This window comes from Leucobacter alluvii, assembly GCF_039530485.1.
GTDB classification, from domain to species: Bacteria; Actinomycetota; Actinomycetes; order Actinomycetales; family Microbacteriaceae; genus Leucobacter; species Leucobacter alluvii.
This window is the reverse complement of sequence record NZ_BAAAOP010000004.1, coordinates 48,122-67,931: the sequence shown is the minus strand read 5'-3', so window position 1 is coordinate 67,931 and position 19,810 is coordinate 48,122. Positions and strand designations below refer to the sequence as shown.

Here is a 19,810-nt window from a genome sequence, read left to right as displayed (position 1 = left end):
GCCCCGGGCGTTCCGGGTTCTCGCAGGCCCGGCATCTGTGCCGCTCGGCTGGGCCCGCGGCCCGGATACGCTGGATGCATGGCACACGACATCGACTGGACCGAGCTCACGGACGCCGCGCTCGCCGCAGCCGAGCACGCGTACGCCCCCTACTCGGGCTACGCCGTGGGGTGCGCCGCGCTCGTCGAAGACGGCCGCCTGATCACGGGCTGCAACGTCGAGAACGCGAGTTACGGCGTGACCCTGTGCGCCGAGTGCACCATGATCGGTCAGCTGCACCTCGGAGGGGGCGGGCGCCTCCTCGCGTTCGCCTGCGTCGGCAACGGTCAGCCGATCACGCCGTGCGGGCGCTGCCGGCAGCTCCTCGCCGAGGCCGCCGCACCCGGGATGCTGCTGCAGACACCCGCGGGAATCCGCACGATCGAGCAGATGCTGCCCGAGAGCTTCGGCCCGTCGGAGATGGCCGGCACGACTCCCTAACACTGTCCGCGGCCAGGAGTAGTCTTCTCGGGTGAGCACCGAAACCCCCGCTTCCCCGAAGCCCGAGATCCGCCCATGGCCCGCCCTGTGGTCGCTGGTGCTCGGCTTCTTCATGATCCTCGTCGACACCACGATCGTCTCCGTCGCGAACCCCTCGATCATGGAGGGGCTCGGCACCACGATGGTGGCGACGCTCTGGGCGACCAGCGCGTACCTGCTCGCGTACGCGGTGCCGCTGCTCATCACCGGCCGGCTCGGAGACCGCTTCGGGCCGCGTCGCATCTACCTCTTCGGGCTCACCGTCTTCACGCTGTCGTCGCTCGCGTGCGGCATGGCCGGGACGATCGAGGCGCTCATCATCGCGCGCGTCTTCCAGGGCCTCGGCGCCGCGCTCATGACCCCGCAGACGATGGCGGTGATCACCCGCATCTTCTCGCCCCGCAATCGCGGTTCGGCGATGGCCGTCTGGGGGATCACCGCTGGCGTCGCCACGCTCGTCGGTCCGATTCTCGGCGGCGTGCTGCTCGACGGGTTCGGATGGGAGTGGATCTTCTTCATCAATGTGCCCGTCGGCATCATCGGCTTCGTGCTCGCGATGCGATTCGTGCCGAAACTCGAGACGCACGCCCACCACTTCGACTGGATCGGCGTGCTCCTGAGCGCCGCCGGCATGTTCATGCTCGTCTTCGGCATCCAGGAGGGCGAGAGCTACGAGTGGGGTGTGATCTGGGGGCCAATCTCGGTGTGGAGCCTGATCATCGTCGGCGCGCTCGTACTGGTGCTCTTCGTCATCTGGCAGCGCGTGCAGCGCGGCGAGCCGCTGCTGCCGCTCGAGATCTTCAAGGACCGAAACTTCTCCGTCGGCACCGGCACGATCGTCACGGTCGGACTCGCCGTCACCAGCATGGGGCTGCCGCTCATGTTCTACTACCAGCTCGTGCGCGGCCTCACGCCGACCCAGTCGGCGCTCATGCTCGTGCCGATGGCGCTGCTCTCGGCTGGCCTCGCACGTCCCGTCGGTCTGCTCATCGATCGCACCGATCCGCGCCGCATCGCGACCTTCGGGCTCGCGCTCGTCGCCGCCGGTATGCTGCTGTACTTCTTCCTGCTGCGCCCCGAGACGCCGCTCTGGCTGCTGCTCGTGCCGAGCGCCGTGCTCGGCGTCGCGAACGCCTGCATGTGGGGGCCGCTCGCATCGATCACCACGTTCAGCCTCGCTCCGCAGCTCGCGGGCGCCGGCTCCGGCGTCTACAACACGTCGCGCCAGGTGGGCGCCGTGCTCGGGTCGGCCGCGATCGCCGCGCTGATGCAGTCGCGCATCGCCGCGGAGCTGGGCAGCGCGAGCGGTGGTGGTGCCGGCGCTGCTGGTGCTGCCGGTGGCGAGGCCGGGATGGGCGGCGGCCAGCTGCCCGAGGCGGCGCGCGAAGGGTTCGCCGCTGCGATGGCGCAATCCATGCTGCTGCCGGTGGCCGCGATCCTCATCGGGGCGATCGTGTCGCTCTGGTTCGCCCGCCGCCCGCAGAAGACCAACACCAACCCCATCGAGGTGCCGGCGGAGGCGTAGCGCTCCGCCCGGCTCGTCTTATCGGACCCGAGAAAGGAACTCGATCTCCATGATCCTCGCATTCTCAGTCGCCCCGTCGGGCACCGGCAACGCCTCCGTCTCCGATGCCGTCGCCGAGGCGGTGAAGGTGGTGCGCGCATCGGGCTTGCCGCACCGCACCTCCTCGATGTTCACCGAGATCGAAGGCTCATGGGATGAGGTCTTCGACGTCGTGAAGCGCGCGACCGAGGCGGTGCTGCCCTTCGGGTCGCGGGTGTCGCTCGTGATGAAAGCCGACATCCGTCCCGGGTTCGAGGGCGAGCTCGACGGGAAGCTGGAGCGGCTGGAGGCTGCGATCGGGGATGCGGGCGAGTAACGGGCTCGGCAGCGCCTGCCGCCAAGCGCGCCTCACTGCATGCGCGCGCACGCTCGCCGCTCACGACGTCGGGTCCGCAGACCAGCAGCTCACCGTCCGTAGTGCCGAGCTACCGCCTCCATGCCTGCGGCGAAACTCACCGCGGGTTCCCACTTGAGCACTTCGCGTGTGCGGCGCTGATCGAACCAGTGCGCGGTCGACATCTGCTCGGCGAGGAAGCGGGTGAGGGGCGGCTCGTCGTCGTGCTCCCGCAGGTTCCAGACCGTATCCACGGTGGTGCCGGCCGCGAGGGCGAGCCTGACCGGGAGTCGAAGCCGAAGTTTCCGCGCACCCCCGGCCAGCGCGAGGCGTTCGATGAACTCTGCGATCGGCCGCGGCTCTCCGTTGGTGACGACGAGCGCTTCCCCGTGCACGCGGGTGACCGCGTCGAGTGCCGCGATCATCGCGTCGACGGCGTTGGAGAGGTAGAGGGTGTCGACGAGGGCCGCGCCAGAGCCGAGGATCGGCATGCGCCCCTGTCTGGACCGCACGATGATCCGCTCGGTCAGCTGGGTGTCGCCCGGGCCCCAGACGAGGTGCGGGCGCAGCACGAGCACAGGGAACTCATCTGAACTCGCCTTGAGGGCGAGGAGTTCGCCCTCGCCTTTCGTGCGCGCGTACTCTCCACGGGCGGAAGCCGGGTCGGCATTCTCGGCCGGCGCTCCGACGAGCGACGTCCCCGAATGCGCGACGGAGGGTGAGGAGATGTGGACGAACCGGGTCACCCCAGCGCTCCGCGCAGCATCGAGTACGCTCCGCGTGCCGTCGATGTTGACTCTCTCGAAGTCCCTCGCGTCACCGGCCATCGATACCTTGGCGGCGAGGTGGATCACGGCGGCCTGCCCGGCCATTGCTCTCGCAACCGCGTCGTCCTCGGTCACGCTCCCCAGCACATCGCGCGCGCTCTCGACGCCTGAGGGCCGGCGCTGCAGCGTGGTCACTTCGTCTCCGCCATCGATCAACGCCCGCACGACCGAGGAGCCGAGCACGCCCGAGGCGCCGGTGACGAGTACCTTCACGGGAGTTCCCTTCGCGCCGAGTCGATCGGTGTCACGGCGCGCCGACGCGCTCACCGCGCAGCACGGCGTCAGCCCACACCGACAGTCGTGTGCGATCGATCTTCGAGTTGTGACGGATGTCGGTCGGGAACGAGGTCGACACCAGCACCGCGGCGACGTCGTGCGGGAAGTGCTCCGCGAGCGCCGTCCGTACCGCGTCCGTGAGCTCCAGAGGAGCAAGACCCGACCGCATGCGGGTCCCAGGCGCTGGTTCGACGACGACGACGACGGCCTGCGCTCCTCGCGGGCCGGCCCCGACGACGGCCGAGCGGTACACCTGGGGCACCTGGTCGACGACGGCTTCCAATCCACCGGGGCCGAGCGGTCCGGACGAGGTGGTGAGCACGTGCTGCAGTCGCCCCTCGATCCAGATCCGACCCTCGGGGTCGATGTGGCCGATATCGCTCGTGCGGTGCCAGACCAGGCCGTCGAGCGTGTCGCGCTTCGACGCCGAGTCGGTGTGCCACAACCCGTCGTAGCCCGCTTTGAGGTGCGGGGCCGAGACGACGAATTCACCGAGAACGTCGACGGCTGCGGTGTCCGTGAGGAGAGCATCGGCGGGCCGCCCGGTCTCGTCGAGCGGCGCCACAGCGATTCGCACGCGCGGAACCGGCTTCCCGACGCAGACGCCGTGATCCCGGGATTGAGCGACGGCGGCCGCGACGCCCTCGCGATCGATATCGGTGAGCATCAGGCCCTCGGTCATGCCGTAGGGCGAGCGGATCTGCGCGTTCGGAAAGAGCTCCGCGAGGTTGTCGAGCAGTCGCAACGGCACGGGAGCTCCGGCCGACAGCACGAGCTCGACGCCCGCGAGGGCCGTGCGTTGCTCGGAGGTCAGGTCAGCGGCGGTCGCCTGCACGTTGCGGTACGCGGCAGGCGACGCGAAGACCATCGTGCATGCGCCTGCGAGAATCGCATCGGCGAGCGCGGAGGCCGTCAGGGTGCGTGGCTTCGTGACCGACATGTCGGGAGTCACGCTGCGGATGCCGAGGCCCGGTCCGAGCAGAGCGAAGGGGGCGAATCCGGCCGCCCAGCTCGTTTCGCCGTGCACGGTGAACTGCTCGCGGAGCGTGCGGGCCAGCGCGCCCAACCGGGCGTGCGTGTACCGCACGCCCTTCGCCGGCCCCGTCGACCCAGAAGTGAACAGGATCACGGCGTCATCATCGGGGTCGGGGGAGCGGATCGGCTCGTGGCCCGGCGCGCGCGACAGCTCGGTCACACTCGTCTCGACGCCCAGTGCGGCGCGTTCGAGTGCGTTCAGCCGTCGAACGGAGATGCGCCGGCCGGGCCATCCGGCGGCTCGGGCCAGGAGCAGGCCGGGCTTCTGGCCGATGATCCACTGCGGATCGGATGCTTTGACGGCACGGGTCATGCCGGCCGCGCCGAGCCCGGAATCGGCGACGACCGCCACTCCACCCGCCTTGAGCACGCCGTAGAGCACCGCGGTGAGATCGTTGCCCGGAGTCACCAGCAACGAGACCCGGTCTCCCCGTTTCAGGCCCAGCTGCTGCAACCCCTGCGCGATTCCATCGCTCACGCTCGTGAGCTGCCGCCAGGACACCTCGTGCGGCGGGGTGCGCGTCATGTCGACGCTCGCCACTGAGGAATCACTGCGACGGGCGTCGAGAGCTTCGAAGATCATCGGAGCGCGAGGATCGCGCGCGGCGGTGACGGCGCCCTCCGCGCTCTGGCGCGATGCCCCTTCTGGGGACGGGGTCTCGCCGGGGAAGCGCTGCCGAAGCCAGGCGAGGATCAGGGATGCGACGTCGGAGTCCTCACTGACGAGGTGCGAGGCCTGCTCCACGCGATGCACGTCCGCCTGCGGCAGTCGCTGACGGAGGTCGCGCAGGAAATGCTCACCGAACACCGGGTCCTTCGGTCCCCAGACGAGCAGCGCCGGAGTGTCGATGCCGCTGATGTCGGCAGCCGACTGCTGGAGCTCGGCGTACGACGGATGGGAGGGATCGACGGGAACATCGGCGACGAATGCGCCGATACCGCCTCGCAGACCGGCGGCGCGATACGGAGCGCGGTACGCGTCACGAATCTCGGATGGGATGGGCCCCTGACCGAGATGCAGGGTGGTGCGCAGAAACCCGTCCGTGAACACGGTGGAGATGGGCAGGATCGGCCCGCTCAGCGCCAACCGGAGCGGGGCCGGAAGCGACATCTCCGCGGGGAGGTGCACGCCCGTGTTGAGGCTGATCACCCCGTCCACGATGTCGAGGTTCCGTGCCGCCCAGGTGAGCGATACGATGCCGCCCCAGTCATGGCCGAGGGTGACGATCGGATGCGAGGGCGATCCCTCGGCCCCGGCAGTGTCGGCGAGGAGCGACCGCACGACCGCGTCGAAATCACGCACGCGTTCGGCAAGACGACGGTATCCGGACCCGTGCGTCGTGGGCAGCGCATCATGCGTGAGGCGCTCGGAGTAGCCCATGTCGAGCTGATCCGGGGCGATGACGCGCCAGATCCTTCCTGTGGCGTCGCTCAGTGCTGCGGCGGCGACGCCGCGCCACAAGTACGACCACGTGGGGTTTCCGTGCAGCGCCAGAATGGTGCCACTCGGCTCGAGACCTCGCGCCTGCAGCGCTGGAAGGGTGTCGAGTACATGGAACGTGCGTTCGCCGTCTCCTGTATCCACCGTCACGAGACGCGACCACTGCTGGTCCCACTCGGGGAGGAGGCCTGGGAGAACCGCCGGACGCGCCGTGAACCTCACCAGGTGATCTCCACCATTGCAGTGTTCAGACCTGATCCGACGCCCAAGCAGAGAACGCGGTCGCCTGGCTTCATCTTCGGAGCTGTGCGGGCGAGGGTGATCGGCAAGGAGGCCGGGCCCACATTGCCCAGCTCCGGATAGGTCTTGGCGATCCTGGACTCGTCGATGTCGATGGCGTTCGTCAGGGCATTGACGTGGACGTTCGAGACCTGGTGCGGAATGTAATGATCCATGTCCTTCCAGTTCCAGTCGTTCTCGTGAGCCTCGTGCCAGGCGTCGGAGATGAGTCTCATGCCGTTGCTGAGCAGCCCTTGCGTATCGGTGAACATGCCCTCGTAGTCGCCCACGCAGAGCGCGTGATTCCACGTCGCTGCGCGCGAGACTCCACCATGGATACGGTGCCCTTCGGGGTGCAGATCCGCTCGTCCGAGCACGGCAGCGGCGGCTCCGGAGCCGAGGGTCAGCGTCGCGAATTCGTTCAGGTACTCTTCGCGCGTGATACCGTCGCGATTCAAGCGGGCGACGGTGGCCTCTTGCACCCGCGACATGTCCTCGCCCGCGACGATGAGTGCGTAGTCGATCTGGCCGGCATCGATCATGCTCGCAGCGACGGTGATCCCGTTGACGAATCCCAGGCATGCATTGGTGATGTCGAAGTTCATCGCTGCCGGGCCGAGGCCGATGCTGTCGTGGACGGCGACCGCGACGGATGGCTCGAGCGCCTCGCGAGAAACCGAGGCGTTGATCAGAAGCCCGATCTTCTCTGCGGGGATTCCTGACTCGGCCAGCGCCTGACGTCCGGCGGAGGCCGCTCCTTCGATGTAATCCGTTGGGCGTTCCCAATTGCGTTTCGCGGAGACGCCTGCGACCCGCTGGAGCAGGCCTCGCGGAAGGTTCAGACTTTTGAGCGTGTCGCTGAGTCGTTCGTCGAACGATTGGGAGGTCACCTCGACCGGTGCGACAGCTTCGGCGAGCCCGAGAAGTGCGACGTTCGAATGTCGTGAGTTGCTGTTCGCGGCGTCTGCATCGGACCCGGTGGCCGGCGACGGGGGTTCGGGTTTCATTGGGGTCAACTGTAGTCGTATGACATAACTCAACCTTCATATGTCGAGCGCAGCGACTGCCCGGTACGCGTTTTTCGACACGGTGCCCGTCACATTCGTCGGTCAGAACGAGGAGGGGAGCGGCCACCCGGTGTACGCCTCGGCCAGGAAGCGCTGGCCGGCCTCAGACTCGATGACGCCTCTGAGTTCTCCGAGCTGCCGCTGGCGGTCGAACGCGTCGGCGCCAGGCACCGCGTGCAGCATGCTCGTCATCCACCAGGAGAAATGCTGGGCCTTCCAGATGCGGCGGAGCGCCGTTTCGGCGTACGCGTCGATGCCCCGCTCATCGTGCTCGACGAGGAGACGCCGCAGTGCATCGCCGAGCAGCAGCACGTCCGCGATCGCGAGATTCATGCCCTTGGCCCCAGTCGGGGGCACTGTGTGCGCGGCGTCGCCCACGAGCGCAGCGCGACCGCGCCGCAGCCCGCCGGCGACGAAGCTGCGGAAGCGCAGCACGTCCCGTTGGAAGATCGGACCCTCGGTGAGGTGCGTACCGGGAACCCGACGCTGCAACGCGTCCCAGATCTCGGCCTCGCTGAGCGCCTCTGGGTCGGTGCTCGGGTCGCACTGGAAGTACATGCGCTGCACCGTCTCCGACCGCTGACTGATCAGCGCGAAGCCGTCGGGCGCATTGCTGTAGATCAACTCGTCCGAGCTCGGCGCCGCCTCGCACAGCACACCGAACCACGCGAAGGGATACTCGCGGAATGCGCCGTTCCCGCGGTCACCGGCGACCGCGGGGCGCACGACGCTCCGCGATCCATCAGCGCCGACGACGAAGTCGCAACGGATCTCGAACGGGGCTCCGTCAGAGTCCGTGCCGACGACGCGCGGCTCCGAATCGACGTCGTGCACGGCGGTGACGCTCGCGCTGAACCGCAGATCTTGCCCGGCGGCGAGGCGCGCAGCGATGAGGTCTTTCAGTACCTCGTGCTGCGGATAGAGCCACACAGACCGTCCGACGAGTGACGGGAAATCGATGCGGTGGCCCTCGCCGGCGAAGCGGAGTTCGATGCCGTCGTGGCGGTGCCCGACGGTGCGGGCACGGCTGCCTTCGATGCCGTCGAGCACCTCGACCGTCCCCTGCTCGAGAATGCCTGCGCGGATGGTCGTCTCGATCTCCTGACGACTGCGCGCATCGACCACGATGGATTCGACGCCTGCCGCTGCCAGCAGGTGCGACAGCAGGAGGCCGGCGGGCCCCGCTCCGACGATGGCGACTCGGGTGCGCTCGACGGTCATGGGTCTCCTTTGGCGGGGTCGAAGGGGGGGGCGCCGGTATCGCGCGCGGCTTGCGAACGGCGCGTGCCGAGTGCAGCCATGGCGGTCCGCGACCAGTGTGCTGGGATCGGCCCCGCCCGGCCGCACTTTTCTCACTCACTGGGAAACCGGCCGGACCTGCCCCACCCCGCCCGCCCGCTACGCTCGGCAGGAGGTGAACTCGAGGAGGCGAGATGGCGGAGCAGGCGACGCCTGGCGTGCTCGACCGCGCGCTCGCGGTGTTGTCGTGCTTCAGCGAGGACGAACCCGAGCTCTCCGCCGGTCAGCTCGTCGAGCGCACCGGCCTCGCCTCGTCGACGCTCCACCGCCTCGTCGCCATGCTCGTCGACCGCGGTCTGCTCACGCGCCTGCCGAATCGGCGGCTGGCGGTCGGTGCGCGGCTGTGGGAGCTCGGCGAGCTCTCCCCGCTCGCGCTGCGCCTGCGCGAACGCGCGATCCCGCACCTCATGCGGCTCTACGAGGTGACGGGCGAGAACGTGCACCTCGGCGTGCTCGATGGGCCGGCGGAGCGCGCGAGCGTGCTCTACGTGGGGCGCGTCACCGGCCGCCGTTCGATCCCCACGGTGAGCCGCGCGGGCGGGCGGGGCCCGCTGCACACGACGGGCGTCGGCAAGGCGCTGCTCTCGGGGTGCGACGACGCCTGGTTGCAGCGCTACTTCGGCGCGAGTCCGCTGCTCCGGGAGACGACGCACTCGATCGTCGACGAGCACGCGCTCCGCACCGACCTCGCCGCCGGCCGCGCGCGCGGCTACTGGAGCACCCGCGAGGAGATGACTCTCGGCAATGTGTCGATCGCCGTCGCACTGCCGAGCGTCGACGGATTGCCCCCGATCGCGCTCGGCGTCGTGGTGCACCTCGAGCGGGCCGACGAGCGGCTCCTGTCACGGCTCGTGCAGCAGGCGGCGAAGGAGATCCACTCCGAGATACGGAGCATCTGATTCCCGCTCAGTGAGAACTCCGGGAGCGATCGGCGTCGTCGGCTGCCACGCTGATGCGCAGGTCACGACCTCGAAGGAGAGCACCTCATGCCCGAGCACCCCATCGCCTCGGCACCGGAAGCCCTGCTCGCAGCACCCGATCAGGCTTCTCAGCAGCAGATCTCGGAGGAGATCGCGTCACTCCACGCCGACTTCTTCCGCCGCGCTGCCGATGGCGAACGCCTGCCGCGCACCATGTACGACTTCCCGCCGTACCGTTCGAGCCTGCTCCGGCATCCGACCAAGGACCCGCAGCTCGTCGATCCGGAGACGATCGAACTGTTATCTCCCGCCTATGGGCAGCGCGATGTCGCGGCGATCGAATCGGACCTGACGCTGCACCACACGGGTGAGCCCCTCGGCGAGCGCATCACGGTCACCGGGCGGTTGCTCGACGCGTGGGGCCGCCCCGTGCCGAATCAGCTGATCGAGATCTGGCAGGCGAACGCGGCGGGCCGGTACATCCACCAGCGCGACCAGCATCCGGCACCGCTCGATCCGAACTTCACGGGTGCGGGTCGCGCGATCACGAATGAAGCCGGCGAGTACACGTTCACGACGATCAAACCGGGGCCGTATCCGTGGAAGAACCACGTGAACGCCTGGCGGCCGGCGCACATCCACTTCTCGGTGTTCGGCCGATCCTTCACGCAGCGCCTCGTCACCCAGATGTACTTTCCGGGCGACCCGCTGTTCGCGCTCGACCCGATCTACAACTCGATCCGCGAGCAGAAGGACCGTGATCGGCTCATCGGCGTCTACGACCACGACCTGACGGTACCGGAGTTCTCGATGGGCTACCGATTCGACATCGTCTTGGACGGCCCGCAGGCCACCTGGTTCGAACCCGAGGAAGGGGAGCACTGATGCCCCGGCAGCCCGCGCCCCAGCAGCACTCGCCCGCGCCCGCGAAGACGCTCGCCCCGACCCCGGGCCAGACGGTCGGCCCGTTCTTCGCGTACGGCACCACGTTCCCGAAGCAGCACGAGATCGCCTTCCCGCACTCGCCGGGCGCCATCGTGCTGGCAGGAACCGTCTTCGACGGGGCCGGCACCCCGATCCCCGATGCGATGATCGAGATCTTCGCCGCCGATACGGATGGCAGTGTGCCGCGAGCTCGAGGCACGCTGCGCCGCAACGATCATGCGTTCACCGGTTTCGGGCGAGCCTTCACCGACGACGAGGGGCGCTTCGAGTTCTGGACCCGCGACCCCGGGTCGTCGTCGGGCGAGGCGCCGTTCTTCGCGGCGATCGTCTTCGCTCGCGGTCTGCCCGACAAGCTGCACACGCGGATCTACCTCCCCGACGATGCAGCGCGCCTCGACGCCGACCCGCTGCTCTCCGTGCTTTCGGCCGAACAGCGGAGTACGCTCGTGGCAGCACGCACGCCAGAGGGCCATCTCGCTCATGACATTCACCTGCAGGGTGCGAAGGAGACCGTGTTCCTTGCCTACTGATCCGGATGCACACGCACCCCGCCGCGAGTTCGACGCAGGGCTCCTCTCGCCGGTGAGCGCGGGGAGCGACGCCGTACTGGCCGATGCGGAGGTGCTCGGCGCGCTCGTCGCGACCGAGGTCGCACTGGTGCGGGCGTGGGCGGAGATCGGTGTCGCACCCCGCGCACAGGCTGCCGAACTGTCATCCGCCCTCGGCTGGAGCGGAACGGGCGACGTCTGCGCGGGCTTCGACGCCTGGCTGCCGCAGCTCGCGGCGGAGGCCCCGGGCGGCGGCAACCCCGTGATCCCATTGGTGCCGAAACTCCGCGACCGCACCGCCCCCGAGCTGCGGCACTGGGTGCACCGCGGTGCGACCAGTCAAGACGTGCTCGACTCCGCGCTCATGCTGATCGCGCACCGGGCAGGCCGGGAGACGCTGCAGCGGTTGCGGCAGACGGAGACCGCGCTCGCGCGGCTCGCGAGCACCGAGCAGGATCGCGTCGCCGTCGCCCGTACCCTGACTCAGCACGCGGTGCCGACCACTTTCGGCCTGCGCGTCGCCGGGTGGCTGCGCGGGGTGCGGCGCGCCGCCGACCGTCTGTCAGGCGCGCTGTCGGAGCTCCCGGTGCAGATCGCCGGGGCGGGCGGGACGATGGCGGGATACGTCGCCATCGCTCGCGCAGAGCTCGGTTCGGACGAGCGCGCCGTGCGCGCTGCGGGGGAGCTCCCCGCGGCGTTCGCCGCAGAGCTCGGGCTCGCGACCCCGGACGGGCCGTGGCACACGGTGCGCTGGCCGATCACCGAGCTGGGCGACGCACTCGTGCAGTGCGTCGATGCACTCGGCGTGCTGGCGGCCGATGTGGCGACCCTCAGCCGCACAGAGATCGGCGAGGTCGCGGAGTCGCGCGGCGGTGGATCATCAGCGATGCCGCAGAAGCGGAATCCGGCGCATTCCGTGCTGATCCGCTCCGCGGCGATCCGCGCACCTCATCTCGGCGCGACGCTGCACGCCGCTGCGGCGCTCGCCGTCGACGAGCGACCCGATGGGGCGTGGCACGCCGAGTGGCAGACGCTGCGCGAGCTGCTCCGCGTCACGCTCGGCGCGAGTGCCCATGCCGCCGAGCTCACCGTGAGTCTCGCCGTCGACACCGACGCGATCGCACGCAATCTGGGGATGACGAACGGCCTGATCGTCGCCGAGCGGCTCTCGATCGTGCTCGGCGCGATCATCGGCCCCGAGCGGGTGCGCGACATCGTGTCGCGGGTGCGGGGCGGGGCGGGGCTCGCCGACGCGCTGCACGCCGAGCCCGGCCTCGTCGATGCTCTCGCCGCCCGAGGAGGGCCGACGATCGCACAGCTGGCTGATCCTGCGCAGTACACCGGCCTGGCCCACGGGCTCGTCGATCACGCGCTCGCACCCGGCGCTGCCCAGGAGGGCGGCGCCCGCCCCGCAGCCGACGCGCCCGCCCCGACCGAGGAGCCAGGATGACCGCCCCAGAAATCGCACTCACCGAACCGATCGGCGCCGACGGTGCGCCGCTGATCGTGCTCGCCCACTCCCTGGGCACCGGCCCGCTCATCTGGGAGCCCGTCGTGCCGCTGCTCGTGAAGGATTACCGCGTGTCGCTGCTCACCCTGCCCGGCCATGGAGTCGCGCCGGTGCCCACGGACGCGTTTACGCTCGACGAGCTCGCCGATGTCGTGGCAGATCGCGTGCGCGAGTTGGCGGGCACGATCGGCACCGCGTACTTCGCTGGGGTCTCGATCGGCGGTGCGCTCGCCCTCACGCTCGCACTGCGGCACCCCGATGTCGTCACGCGTGCGGCCAGTCTCGCCTCGGCCGCATCGCTCGGCTCGTCGGAGCACTGGAAGACGCGTGCGGCCACGGTGCGCACGCGATCGACCTCGGCGCTCATCGCGGCATCCGCGCAGGCGTGGTTCGCGCCCGAATCGATCAGCCGCGAGCCCGAGCTGACCGGGCGCATTCTGCACGCGCTGCAAGACACATCCGACGAGGGGTACGCTCGCTGCGCGGAGGCGCTCGCGACGTACGACCTGCGAGACCGGCTCGGTGAGATTCGCATCCCAGTCCTCGCGCTCGGGGGCCGCGAGGACCAGGTCGCTCCCGAGGAACGGCAGGACGAGCTCGTCGCGGGCATCCCGAATGCGCGGAGACTGATGATCGAGGACGTGGCGCATCAGCCTCCGGCAGAGAACGGTTCCGCCGTCGCGGAGGCGCTCCTCGCGTTCTTCGGTGCGGACGCGAGCGGAGGGGGTCGGGCATGAACGCCGAGTCGAGTGACGCGACGGGATCAGTGGGCGCAGGAGCAGGCGGGCTGTCGGACGCGGGGCGCTTCGAGCAGGGCATGGCCGTGCGCCGCGCCGTGCTCTCGGACGCGCACGTCGATCGCGCGAATGCGCAGATGACCCCGTTCACCGCCGACTTCCAGGACTTCATCACGCGCACCGCGTGGGGCGACATCTGGTCGCGGCCAGGGCTCGACCGGCGGTCGCGCTCCGTGGCGGTGCTCACCGCCCTGATCGCGCTCGGTCATGACGCTGAGCTCGCGATGCACGTGCGCGCGGCGCGCGCCAACGGGCTCACCGTCGACGAGATCAAAGAAGTGATTCTGCAGGCCGGGCTCTACTGCGGGGTGCCGGCGGCGAACTCCGCGTTCGGCGTCGCGCAGCGGGTGCTCGAGGAGCTCGGGGATCTGTAGCTCCGGGTGAACCTGCTCAGCGCACGTCGACGACGGTGCTTCTCATGGGAGTCATCGCCGGCGGGCATCACGGGCTCCGGGCGCGACAGTGCGGTACGAGCAGGGGACGGATGATGGCGCGAGAACTCCTGTGGACCGGATTCATCACGCTCGACGGGGTGATGGACTCGCCCGGCGGCCCGAGCGAGGGGCACCCGAGCGGCGGGTGGGTCATGCGCACGCCGTTCGACGAGGCGGCGTTCTCGCTGAAGGGCGAGGAGCTCGAGGAGACGACGGCGCTGATGTTCGGGAGACGCAGCTACGAGGCCTTCGCCCCGATCTGGCGGGATTCCGAGGATCATGCCGCGTACCGGGATCTCCCGAAGTACGTCGTGTCGTCGAGCCTCGACCCCGAAGGGCTCGTAGCGGGGTGGGGGCCGAGCACCGTGCTGCGCTCCGAGGCGGATGTCGCGGCGCTCAAGGAATCCGACGGGGTGCGATCTTCATCCACGGCAGCGGAGAGCTCGCCCGCCGGCTGTCGCGCGCCGGACTGATCGACCGGTATCACCTGCTGGTGTTCCCGGTGCTGCTCGGCACGGGGAAGCGGGTCTTCCCGAGCGGTGTGCCCGGCGAGCAGAAACTCGTGGTCCGGGAGTCGGAGGCCTACGGGAACGGGGTCGTGAAGGTGATCTACGACGTCGTTCGCTGATCCAGCGGCTGAAACGTGCGGCGTCGACCGCATCGACCGCATCAGTGCTCGCACACAGCACAATGCCCCTGGTGCGGAGCGGACTCCGGACCAGGGGCATTGTCTTCGTTGCGGGGGCGGGATTTGAACCCACGACCTCCGGGTTATGAGCCCGGCGAGCTACCGAACTGCTCCACCCCGCGGCACGTGACAACCGTATCGCGGCAGCCGGGGAAGTTCGAATCGGGGAGCGCATCCGGCGCGTCGCCGCGAGGAGCCGGGGGCGGTGTCACCGACCGGAGGGCGGAAGCTTGTCGATCCCGTGACGGTTGGGCTCACTCGGTTCCGCCGCGGTGTCGGGCGATGCCTGCGTCGCGCCGGAGGGGGTCTCGCCGGAGGTCGGGTAGCTCGGCTTGTCCGCTTCGGTCGGCGCTTCGTGTGCGGCGTCGCGCTCGTCCTGCGGCGGGAGGTGGTCGAGGGGCTGCTTGATCTCGTCTGCGTTCGTCATGCACTCCACCCTCCGTCGAAGTCGCCGGAGGGGCCAGGGGATTGCACTCGCGCGGGTGATGTGTTGGACCGAACCGGTCCGCCGGAGCGGTGACCGTCGTGCGGTGACTACGATCGAGAGAACACGCGCACTGAGGAGGCCCACACGTGGATGACGTGCTTTCCGAGCTGGATCGCCGCATCGTCGGCGCACTGCAGGTCGACGGCAGAGCGCCTTGGAGCAGTGTCGCCCGTGCGCTCGACGAGCCACTGCGCACGGTCGCTCGCCGCGGCAGGGTGCTGCTGGAGTCGGGGATGCTCTCGGTGGTCGGGCTGCGCAATCTCGGCCCCACCTGCGTGATCGAGATCACCTGCAAGCCGTCTCGTCTGGAATCACTGGCGGAGGAGCTCGCACAGCACCCGGGAGTCGTCTACGTCTTCGTTCTCGCGAACCCGTCGAGCGTGCTGGTCGAGGTGCACGAGCAGATGTTCGATCTCGGCACGATGACGCTCTCGGTCATTCCCGCGTACGCCGGTGTGCTCGAGGTGTCGGCTACGCCGGTGCTCCACTATTTCAAGACGAACGCCGACTGGCAGCCGGGGTTGCTGACGGCGGCCGAGACGTCGATGCTCGGATCGCGGGCCCGCGTCGAGGAGTCGACGGCGCCGCCAGAGCGCCTCGACGCCGCCGACAGTGCGATCGTTCAAGCGCTCGAACGGGATGGGCGAGCGGGAATCGCCGAATTGGCCGAGCTCGCGGGGGTCACCGAGCCGACTGCGAGGAAACGGCTCGCAGACCTCGATGCGCGCGGAGCCGTCGCTGCGCGCGTGCTGATCGATCCGCACCTGCTCGGGTTCGGCATCGAAACGTGCGTGCGCATCGACTGCGTCCCCGGCGAGGTGCGGGCGGTGGGCGAGGCGATCGCCGATCTGCCCGAGAGTCGGTACGTCGCGGAGTTGCTCGGCGAGCATTCGCTCATCGCGCACTTCGCGGCCGACGACCTGCCGCACGTGCGTCGACTGCTGCACGAGGAGTGGACCACGAGGGTCGGTCGCCTGCATCCGGCGCTCGTCACTCGAGTGGTCAAGCGAAGTGGACGCATCATCGCCGCCTGAGAAGCGCAAAACGAAAACTTTTGCGTCGGTGTTGGCGTAAATCCAAAGTCGTGGTTAACTTGCTGACCGTAGTAGTAAGTCAATGACGATGGGAATGCGCTATGGCCGATCCGGCCGAACTCTCCGCCACGGAACTCCGAGCGGCACTGGGTGCCCGTGACATCAGCGCCGTCGAGGCGGTGACCGCGTATCTGGCGCGCATCGAGCGCGGCGCGGCAGTGAACGCGATGGTCACGGTGGATGCCGCCTCGGCGTTGCGACGGGCAGCGCAGCTCGACGCCGAGGGGCCCGACCCGAGACTTCCGCTCTTCGGGCTCCCGGTCGGCATCAAAGACACCCACGACACCGCAGGCATGCGTACGACATACGGCTCGATCCGCCACGCCGAACACGTGCCGCAGCGCGACGCACTGCACGTGCGGCGCATGCGGGAAGCCGGAGCCATTGTCATCGGGAAGACGAACGTGCCCGAGTACGCCGCCGGTTCTCACTCCGTCAACCGAGTCTTCGGTGCGACGCGCAATCCGTACGCGCTCGACCGTTCGGCGGGGGGAAGCAGCGGCGGGGCGGCTGCGGCGCTCGCCGCTCGCCAGGTCGCGCTCGCCGACGGGAGCGACATGGGCGGCTCGCTTCGCAACCCCGCCTCCTTCTGCAATGTCGTCGGACTGCGGCCCTCGCCGGGAGTGGTTCCCGAAGCCGAATCGACCAATCTGCTCACGCCGCTCACCACCGCCGGGCCGATGGGGCGTACCGTCGACGACGTCGCACTGCTGCTCTCGGTGATCGGAACTCCAGATGCGCGCACCCCGATCGCCGCGCCGTCCCTGGGCGCCGCGGGCGAGCCCCGAGACCTCCGCGGGTTGCGGGTGGCCTGGGCGCCGACGCTCGGCGGCAACGCGCCGCTCTCGGCTGACGTCGCCGAGGTGCTCGAACGCGCCGTCGCGCTGCTGGCGGAAGCGGGGGCGAGCGTCGAAACGGCCTGCCCCGATCTCAGCGGCGCAGCAGACGCCTTCCTCACCCTGCGCGCAGCCGAATTCGAGATGACGTGGGGCGATGCGCTCGACGCCGACCCAGAAGACTTCAACGAGCGCCTCACCTGGAATATCACGCAGGGGCGCTCGCTGACCGGACGCGACATCATGAGCGCGCAAGAGCGCCAGACCGCACTCATGCGCGGGGCCGCGCGCTTCTTCGAGAACTTCGACGTGCTCCTCGCGCCGGCAGTGACGGTCGCGCCGTTTCCCGTCGACTGGGATTACCCGCGCACCATCGCCGGTGAGGTGCAAGCGCACTACCTCGACTGGATGCGCGCGGCCACGACGATCACCGTGCTCGGCGTGCCGGCGCTCTCCGTACCCGCCGGTTTCACACGCGAGTCGCTGCCCGTCGGCCTGCAGATGGTCGGGCCGTTCGGCAGCGATCACCGGCTGCTCGGGATCGCCAGAGCCTACGAGGCCCTCACGGGCTTCGCCCGTCACTCCCCAGAACTTCCGACCGCCTCTCACCATTGGAGCAATGAAGCACGATGAAACCTCGACTGTTCACTCTCGGAAGGCTCGCGATCGTGAGCGTTCCGGCCCTCGGATTCTTCGCGATTCCGTTCTTGCCCTTCGCCCAGCAGCCCGTGCTCTGGCTCGGCCTTCCCGCAGTGCTGGTGTGGAGCGCGCTGATGGTGCTGCTCTCAGTCGCCGCTCTGCAGGTCGTCGAAATGCTCTACCTGCGCGCCGGCGGACGTGAGGCCGATCTGCAGGAGGCCGAGCGCTTCGCCACCCAGCAGATCGAGCAGATCCGCGCGGCTCGCATCGCCGCAGAGGGCAGCGAGGGCGTGCGATGACACTCTCCATCATGATCGTCGTCGGCATTGTGCTGATCGGCGCACTGGGCGTCGCGAGCCGACGCCGCCAGAAGAGTATGAGCAACTGGACCGTCGGCGAGCGCAGCAATCCGAAATGGACCTCGTGGTTCCTCCAAGCGGGAGAGTCGCTGACCACGTTCAGCTTCCTCGGGCTCGCCGGCATCGCGTTCGGCGGGGGCGTCAGCGCGACGTTCGCCGTCGCCTACCTGACGATCTCGTGGCTCGGCCTGTACTTCGTGGCGCCCCGCATCCGCGAGTTCGGGCAGCGTCGCGGATACCTGACCCTGGGAGACTTCTTCGAGGACCGCTTCCGCAGCCGCTGGCTCGGTCGCATCGTGTCGGTGATCGGTGCTCTGGCCCTCATCCCGTACCTGCAACTGCAGATCACCGGTCTCGGCCTGATCGTCGAACTCGCCACTGGGAGCGAGCGCGCCCGCGGGCTCAGCATGGTCGTGGCGAGCATTCTGGTCGCCGTCTTCGTCGCATGGTCGGGACTGAAGGGCATCGCCCGCGTGGCGATCCTGAAAGACATCATGATGGTCGTCGCCATGGTCGTCATCGCTGCCGGGCTCATCATCTCATTCGGCGGGATTCCCGAGATCTTCGGCCAGATCGCGCGCGAGGCTCCCGTGCTGCTCACCATGCACGTCGACGGCTACGATCCCGTCTTCTTCATCACGGCGACGCTGGTCACGGTCATCGGGTCGAGCTTCAACACGCTGCCGCACCTCTGGCCGCCGGTGCTCGCTGCGAAGAGCGGTGAGGTGCTGCGGAGCAACGCGAAGTGGCTGCCGATCTACCAGCTCGTGCTCTTCCTGCCCATCACGGTGGGCCTCGCAGCGGTGCTCGTACTGCCGGGCGATACGACGGGCAACACGGTGCTGCTCACCATGTCCGGCGAGATCCTCCCGGATTGGCTCGTGGGAATCGTCGCGATCGCCGGCGCCTCAGCGGCGATGGTACCGGCGTCCGCGATCGTCATGGGAATCTCCACTCTCGTCACCCGCAACGTGATCGGCGAGCTGCGCGCGAAGCACCACATGACGGTGAACTACCTCGTCATCGTGGTCGCGATCGGCCTCGCGCTCGCCTTCGGTCTCGTGCGCTCGGACATCGGGGCCCTGCTGCTGCTCACCTACGGGTGCACCACGCAGTTCGCCCCGGCGATCGCGATCGCTCTGGCCGACCGCGTGCGGGTCGGCGCCTGGCCGGTGGGGCTCAGCATCGCCACCGGCGCGCTCACCGTGGCGGTCATCACGTTCGCGGAGATCCCGATCGGCAGCTGGGATTCCGGCCTCATCGCCCTCGTCCCCAATCTCGTCGTCCTCATCGTGGCCGAGGCCATTCGCCGGGCACGGGGCGGACGCGACGTGGAGCAGGTCGCGGTACCGGAGCCCGAGAGCGTGATCGGGGGGAGATCCGTGTCCGCTCTGAGCTGACTTCTGGCGAGTATCGGCGCAGTGCCAGCCCCAGGGCGTAGCCTGCGAGCGAGGCCGGTACGAGAGCCCGGCACGTGAAAGGGGAACCGATGAGCATCATGTACACCGCTGAGGCACTCGCGACCGGAGACGGGCGCAATGGCCACGTCAAGACCGTCGACGGGCTCGTCGACACCGATCTGCGCGCTCCGAAGGAGATGGGCGGCCCCGGCGGCGCCCCGAACCCCGAGGTGCTGTTCGCCGCAGGCTACGCCGCATGCTTCCACGGCGCCCTGCAGGCGGTTGCGCGCGAGAAGAAGGTCGACATCGCGGATTCCAGTGTCGGTTCCCGCGTGCACCTGAGCAACGTCGACGGGGGCTTCGAGCTCTCAGTCGAGCTCGAGGTCGTGCTCCCGCATCTCGAGCACGCGCAGGCTCAAGAACTCGCCGACGCCGCGCACCAGGTGTGCCCGTACTCGAAGGCGACGCGCGGCAACATCGAAGTGAAGGTCACCGCCTCCGACGACTGAGCC

General features: G+C 69.1%; 21 protein-coding genes and 1 tRNA gene. 16 read left to right on the top strand and 6 right to left on the bottom strand.

From position 1 onward, the window contains the following. Nucleotides 1–78 precede the first annotated feature (78 nt). From ABFX18_RS03750 to ABFX18_RS03740, 3 genes are read left to right on the top strand one after another with little or no spacing between them, the layout of a single operon-like run. Nucleotides 79–480, top strand: a complete 402-nt coding sequence (locus ABFX18_RS03750; protein ID WP_200330511.1) for a cytidine deaminase — start codon at nucleotides 79–81, stop codon at nucleotides 478–480. 31 nt (nucleotides 481–511) lie between these two features. Continuing rightward, nucleotides 512–2,044, top strand: coding sequence for a DHA2 family efflux MFS transporter permease subunit (locus ABFX18_RS03745; RefSeq protein WP_346057440.1), 1,533 nt, complete (start codon nucleotides 512–514; stop codon nucleotides 2,042–2,044). Between the two features lie 49 nt (nucleotides 2,045–2,093). After that, nucleotides 2,094–2,399, top strand: a complete 306-nt coding sequence (locus ABFX18_RS03740) for an MTH1187 family thiamine-binding protein (protein WP_346057439.1) — start codon at nucleotides 2,094–2,096, stop codon at nucleotides 2,397–2,399. A gap of 89 nt (nucleotides 2,400–2,488) precedes the next feature. Here ABFX18_RS03740 and ABFX18_RS03735 read toward each other — a convergent pair whose 3' ends face one another. The 4 genes from ABFX18_RS03735 to ABFX18_RS03720 form a co-directional block, all read right to left on the bottom strand. Then, nucleotides 2,489–3,457 (bottom strand): NAD-dependent epimerase/dehydratase family protein, encoded by a 969-nt coding sequence (locus tag ABFX18_RS03735; protein WP_346057438.1) that lies wholly within the window; start codon nucleotides 3,455–3,457, stop codon nucleotides 2,489–2,491. 31 nt (nucleotides 3,458–3,488) lie between these two features. After that, nucleotides 3,489–6,218 (bottom strand): alpha/beta fold hydrolase, encoded by a 2,730-nt coding sequence (locus ABFX18_RS03730; RefSeq protein ID WP_346057437.1) that lies wholly within the window; start codon nucleotides 6,216–6,218, stop codon nucleotides 3,489–3,491. After that, a complete protein-coding gene (locus ABFX18_RS03725; RefSeq protein WP_346057436.1) occupies nucleotides 6,215–7,282 on the bottom strand; it encodes a 3-oxoacyl-ACP synthase III in 1,068 nt (355 codons plus the stop codon). The genes ABFX18_RS03730 and ABFX18_RS03725 overlap by 4 nt, the downstream gene beginning before the upstream one ends. A gap of 102 nt (nucleotides 7,283–7,384) precedes the next feature. Further along, nucleotides 7,385–8,563 carry a 4-hydroxybenzoate 3-monooxygenase gene (locus tag ABFX18_RS03720; protein WP_346057435.1) on the bottom strand — a complete coding sequence of 393 codons (1,179 nt, stop codon included), beginning with the start codon at nucleotides 8,561–8,563 and terminating at the stop codon, nucleotides 7,385–7,387. Between the two features lie 212 nt (nucleotides 8,564–8,775). On the opposite strand from ABFX18_RS03720, the gene ABFX18_RS03715 reads away from it, so the two are divergent. The 8 genes from ABFX18_RS03715 (at nucleotide 8,776) to ABFX18_RS03680 (ending at nucleotide 14,423) form a co-directional block, all read left to right on the top strand. Then, the gene (locus ABFX18_RS03715) at nucleotides 8,776–9,540 is read left to right on the top strand and encodes an IclR family transcriptional regulator domain-containing protein (protein WP_090146152.1); all 765 of its coding nucleotides are present in this window, start codon (nucleotides 8,776–8,778) and stop codon (nucleotides 9,538–9,540) included. 87 nt (nucleotides 9,541–9,627) lie between these two features. After that, complete coding sequence (gene pcaH, locus ABFX18_RS03710; RefSeq protein WP_346057434.1) at nucleotides 9,628–10,446, top strand: protocatechuate 3,4-dioxygenase subunit beta; 819 nt, start codon at nucleotides 9,628–9,630, stop codon at nucleotides 10,444–10,446. Further along, on the top strand, nucleotides 10,446–11,036 hold the full coding sequence (gene pcaG / locus ABFX18_RS03705) for a protocatechuate 3,4-dioxygenase subunit alpha (RefSeq protein ID WP_200330496.1): 591 nt from the start codon (nucleotides 10,446–10,448) through the stop codon (nucleotides 11,034–11,036). Before pcaH ends, pcaG begins: the two co-directional genes overlap by 1 nt. Further along, nucleotides 11,026–12,504 carry a lyase family protein gene (locus ABFX18_RS03700; RefSeq protein WP_346057433.1) on the top strand — a complete coding sequence of 493 codons (1,479 nt, stop codon included), beginning with the start codon at nucleotides 11,026–11,028 and terminating at the stop codon, nucleotides 12,502–12,504. The genes pcaG and ABFX18_RS03700 overlap by 11 nt, the downstream gene beginning before the upstream one ends. After that, entirely contained in the window at nucleotides 12,501–13,301 is an 801-nt protein-coding gene (locus ABFX18_RS03695; RefSeq protein ID WP_346057432.1) for an alpha/beta fold hydrolase, read from the top strand. Before ABFX18_RS03700 ends, ABFX18_RS03695 begins: the two co-directional genes overlap by 4 nt. Continuing rightward, on the top strand, nucleotides 13,298–13,735 hold the full coding sequence (gene pcaC, locus ABFX18_RS03690; protein ID WP_346057431.1) for a 4-carboxymuconolactone decarboxylase: 438 nt from the start codon (nucleotides 13,298–13,300) through the stop codon (nucleotides 13,733–13,735). The genes ABFX18_RS03695 and pcaC overlap by 4 nt, the downstream gene beginning before the upstream one ends. Nucleotides 13,736–13,848: 113 nt before the next feature. Further along, complete coding sequence (locus tag ABFX18_RS03685) at nucleotides 13,849–14,268, top strand: dihydrofolate reductase family protein (RefSeq protein WP_346057430.1); 420 nt, start codon at nucleotides 13,849–13,851, stop codon at nucleotides 14,266–14,268. After that, complete coding sequence (locus ABFX18_RS03680) at nucleotides 14,199–14,423, top strand: dihydrofolate reductase family protein (protein WP_346057546.1); 225 nt, start codon at nucleotides 14,199–14,201, stop codon at nucleotides 14,421–14,423. Before ABFX18_RS03685 ends, ABFX18_RS03680 begins: the two co-directional genes overlap by 70 nt. A 108-nt stretch (nucleotides 14,424–14,531) precedes the next feature. Here ABFX18_RS03680 and ABFX18_RS03675 read toward each other — a convergent pair. Continuing rightward, nucleotides 14,532–14,605 (bottom strand) — tRNA-Met (locus ABFX18_RS03675). A gap of 86 nt (nucleotides 14,606–14,691) precedes the next feature. Continuing rightward, nucleotides 14,692–14,910: a hypothetical protein gene (locus ABFX18_RS03670; RefSeq protein WP_346057429.1), complete on the bottom strand. Its 219-nt coding sequence runs from the start codon at nucleotides 14,908–14,910 to the stop codon at nucleotides 14,692–14,694. A 146-nt stretch (nucleotides 14,911–15,056) separates the two neighbouring features. Here ABFX18_RS03670 and ABFX18_RS03665 point away from each other — a divergent pair, with 146 nt between their 5' ends. The 5 genes from ABFX18_RS03665 (at nucleotide 15,057) to ABFX18_RS03645 (ending at nucleotide 19,807) form a co-directional block, all read left to right on the top strand. Beyond that, complete coding sequence (locus ABFX18_RS03665; protein ID WP_346057428.1) at nucleotides 15,057–16,004, top strand: Lrp/AsnC family transcriptional regulator; 948 nt, start codon at nucleotides 15,057–15,059, stop codon at nucleotides 16,002–16,004. A gap of 101 nt (nucleotides 16,005–16,105) precedes the next feature. Next, the gene (locus ABFX18_RS03660) at nucleotides 16,106–17,533 is read left to right on the top strand and encodes an amidase (RefSeq protein ID WP_346057427.1); all 1,428 of its coding nucleotides are present in this window, start codon (nucleotides 16,106–16,108) and stop codon (nucleotides 17,531–17,533) included. Between the two features lie 35 nt (nucleotides 17,534–17,568). Further along, on the top strand, nucleotides 17,569–17,838 hold the full coding sequence (locus tag ABFX18_RS03655; RefSeq protein WP_346057426.1) for a hypothetical protein: 270 nt from the start codon (nucleotides 17,569–17,571) through the stop codon (nucleotides 17,836–17,838). Next, entirely contained in the window at nucleotides 17,835–19,298 is a 1,464-nt protein-coding gene (locus ABFX18_RS03650) for a sodium:solute symporter family protein (RefSeq protein WP_200330480.1), read from the top strand. The genes ABFX18_RS03655 and ABFX18_RS03650 overlap by 4 nt, the downstream gene beginning before the upstream one ends. 89 nt (nucleotides 19,299–19,387) lie before the next feature. Further along, the gene (locus ABFX18_RS03645; RefSeq protein WP_090146175.1) at nucleotides 19,388–19,807 is read left to right on the top strand and encodes an organic hydroperoxide resistance protein; all 420 of its coding nucleotides are present in this window, start codon (nucleotides 19,388–19,390) and stop codon (nucleotides 19,805–19,807) included. Nucleotides 19,808–19,810: the final 3 nt, after the last annotated feature.

What these genes read in the sequence shown, in the direction of transcription:
- ABFX18_RS03650 (WP_200330480.1), top strand. Translation starts at nt 17,835, where the DNA reads ATGACACTCTCCATCATGATCGTCGTCGGCATTGTGCTGATCGGCGCA.
- ABFX18_RS03750 (WP_200330511.1), top strand. Translation starts at nt 79, where the DNA reads ATGGCACACGACATCGACTGGACCGAGCTCACGGACGCCGCGCTCGCC.
- ABFX18_RS03720 (WP_346057435.1), bottom strand. Translation starts at nt 8,563, where the DNA reads ATGACCGTCGAGCGCACCCGAGTCGCCATCGTCGGAGCGGGGCCCGCC.
- ABFX18_RS03725 (WP_346057436.1), bottom strand. Translation starts at nt 7,282, where the DNA reads ATGAAACCCGAACCCCCGTCGCCGGCCACCGGGTCCGATGCAGACGCC.
- ABFX18_RS03715 (WP_090146152.1), top strand. Translation starts at nt 8,776, where the DNA reads ATGGCGGAGCAGGCGACGCCTGGCGTGCTCGACCGCGCGCTCGCGGTG.
- pcaC (WP_346057431.1), top strand. Translation starts at nt 13,298, where the DNA reads ATGAACGCCGAGTCGAGTGACGCGACGGGATCAGTGGGCGCAGGAGCA.
- ABFX18_RS03670 (WP_346057429.1), bottom strand. Translation starts at nt 14,910, where the DNA reads ATGACGAACGCAGACGAGATCAAGCAGCCCCTCGACCACCTCCCGCCG.
- ABFX18_RS03685 (WP_346057430.1), top strand. Translation starts at nt 13,849, where the DNA reads ATGGCGCGAGAACTCCTGTGGACCGGATTCATCACGCTCGACGGGGTG.
- ABFX18_RS03645 (WP_090146175.1), top strand. Translation starts at nt 19,388, where the DNA reads ATGAGCATCATGTACACCGCTGAGGCACTCGCGACCGGAGACGGGCGC.
- ABFX18_RS03660 (WP_346057427.1), top strand. Translation starts at nt 16,106, where the DNA reads ATGGCCGATCCGGCCGAACTCTCCGCCACGGAACTCCGAGCGGCACTG.
- ABFX18_RS03740 (WP_346057439.1), top strand. Translation starts at nt 2,094, where the DNA reads ATGATCCTCGCATTCTCAGTCGCCCCGTCGGGCACCGGCAACGCCTCC.
- pcaG (WP_200330496.1), top strand. Translation starts at nt 10,446, where the DNA reads ATGCCCCGGCAGCCCGCGCCCCAGCAGCACTCGCCCGCGCCCGCGAAG.
- ABFX18_RS03695 (WP_346057432.1), top strand. Translation starts at nt 12,501, where the DNA reads ATGACCGCCCCAGAAATCGCACTCACCGAACCGATCGGCGCCGACGGT.
- pcaH (WP_346057434.1), top strand. Translation starts at nt 9,628, where the DNA reads ATGCCCGAGCACCCCATCGCCTCGGCACCGGAAGCCCTGCTCGCAGCA.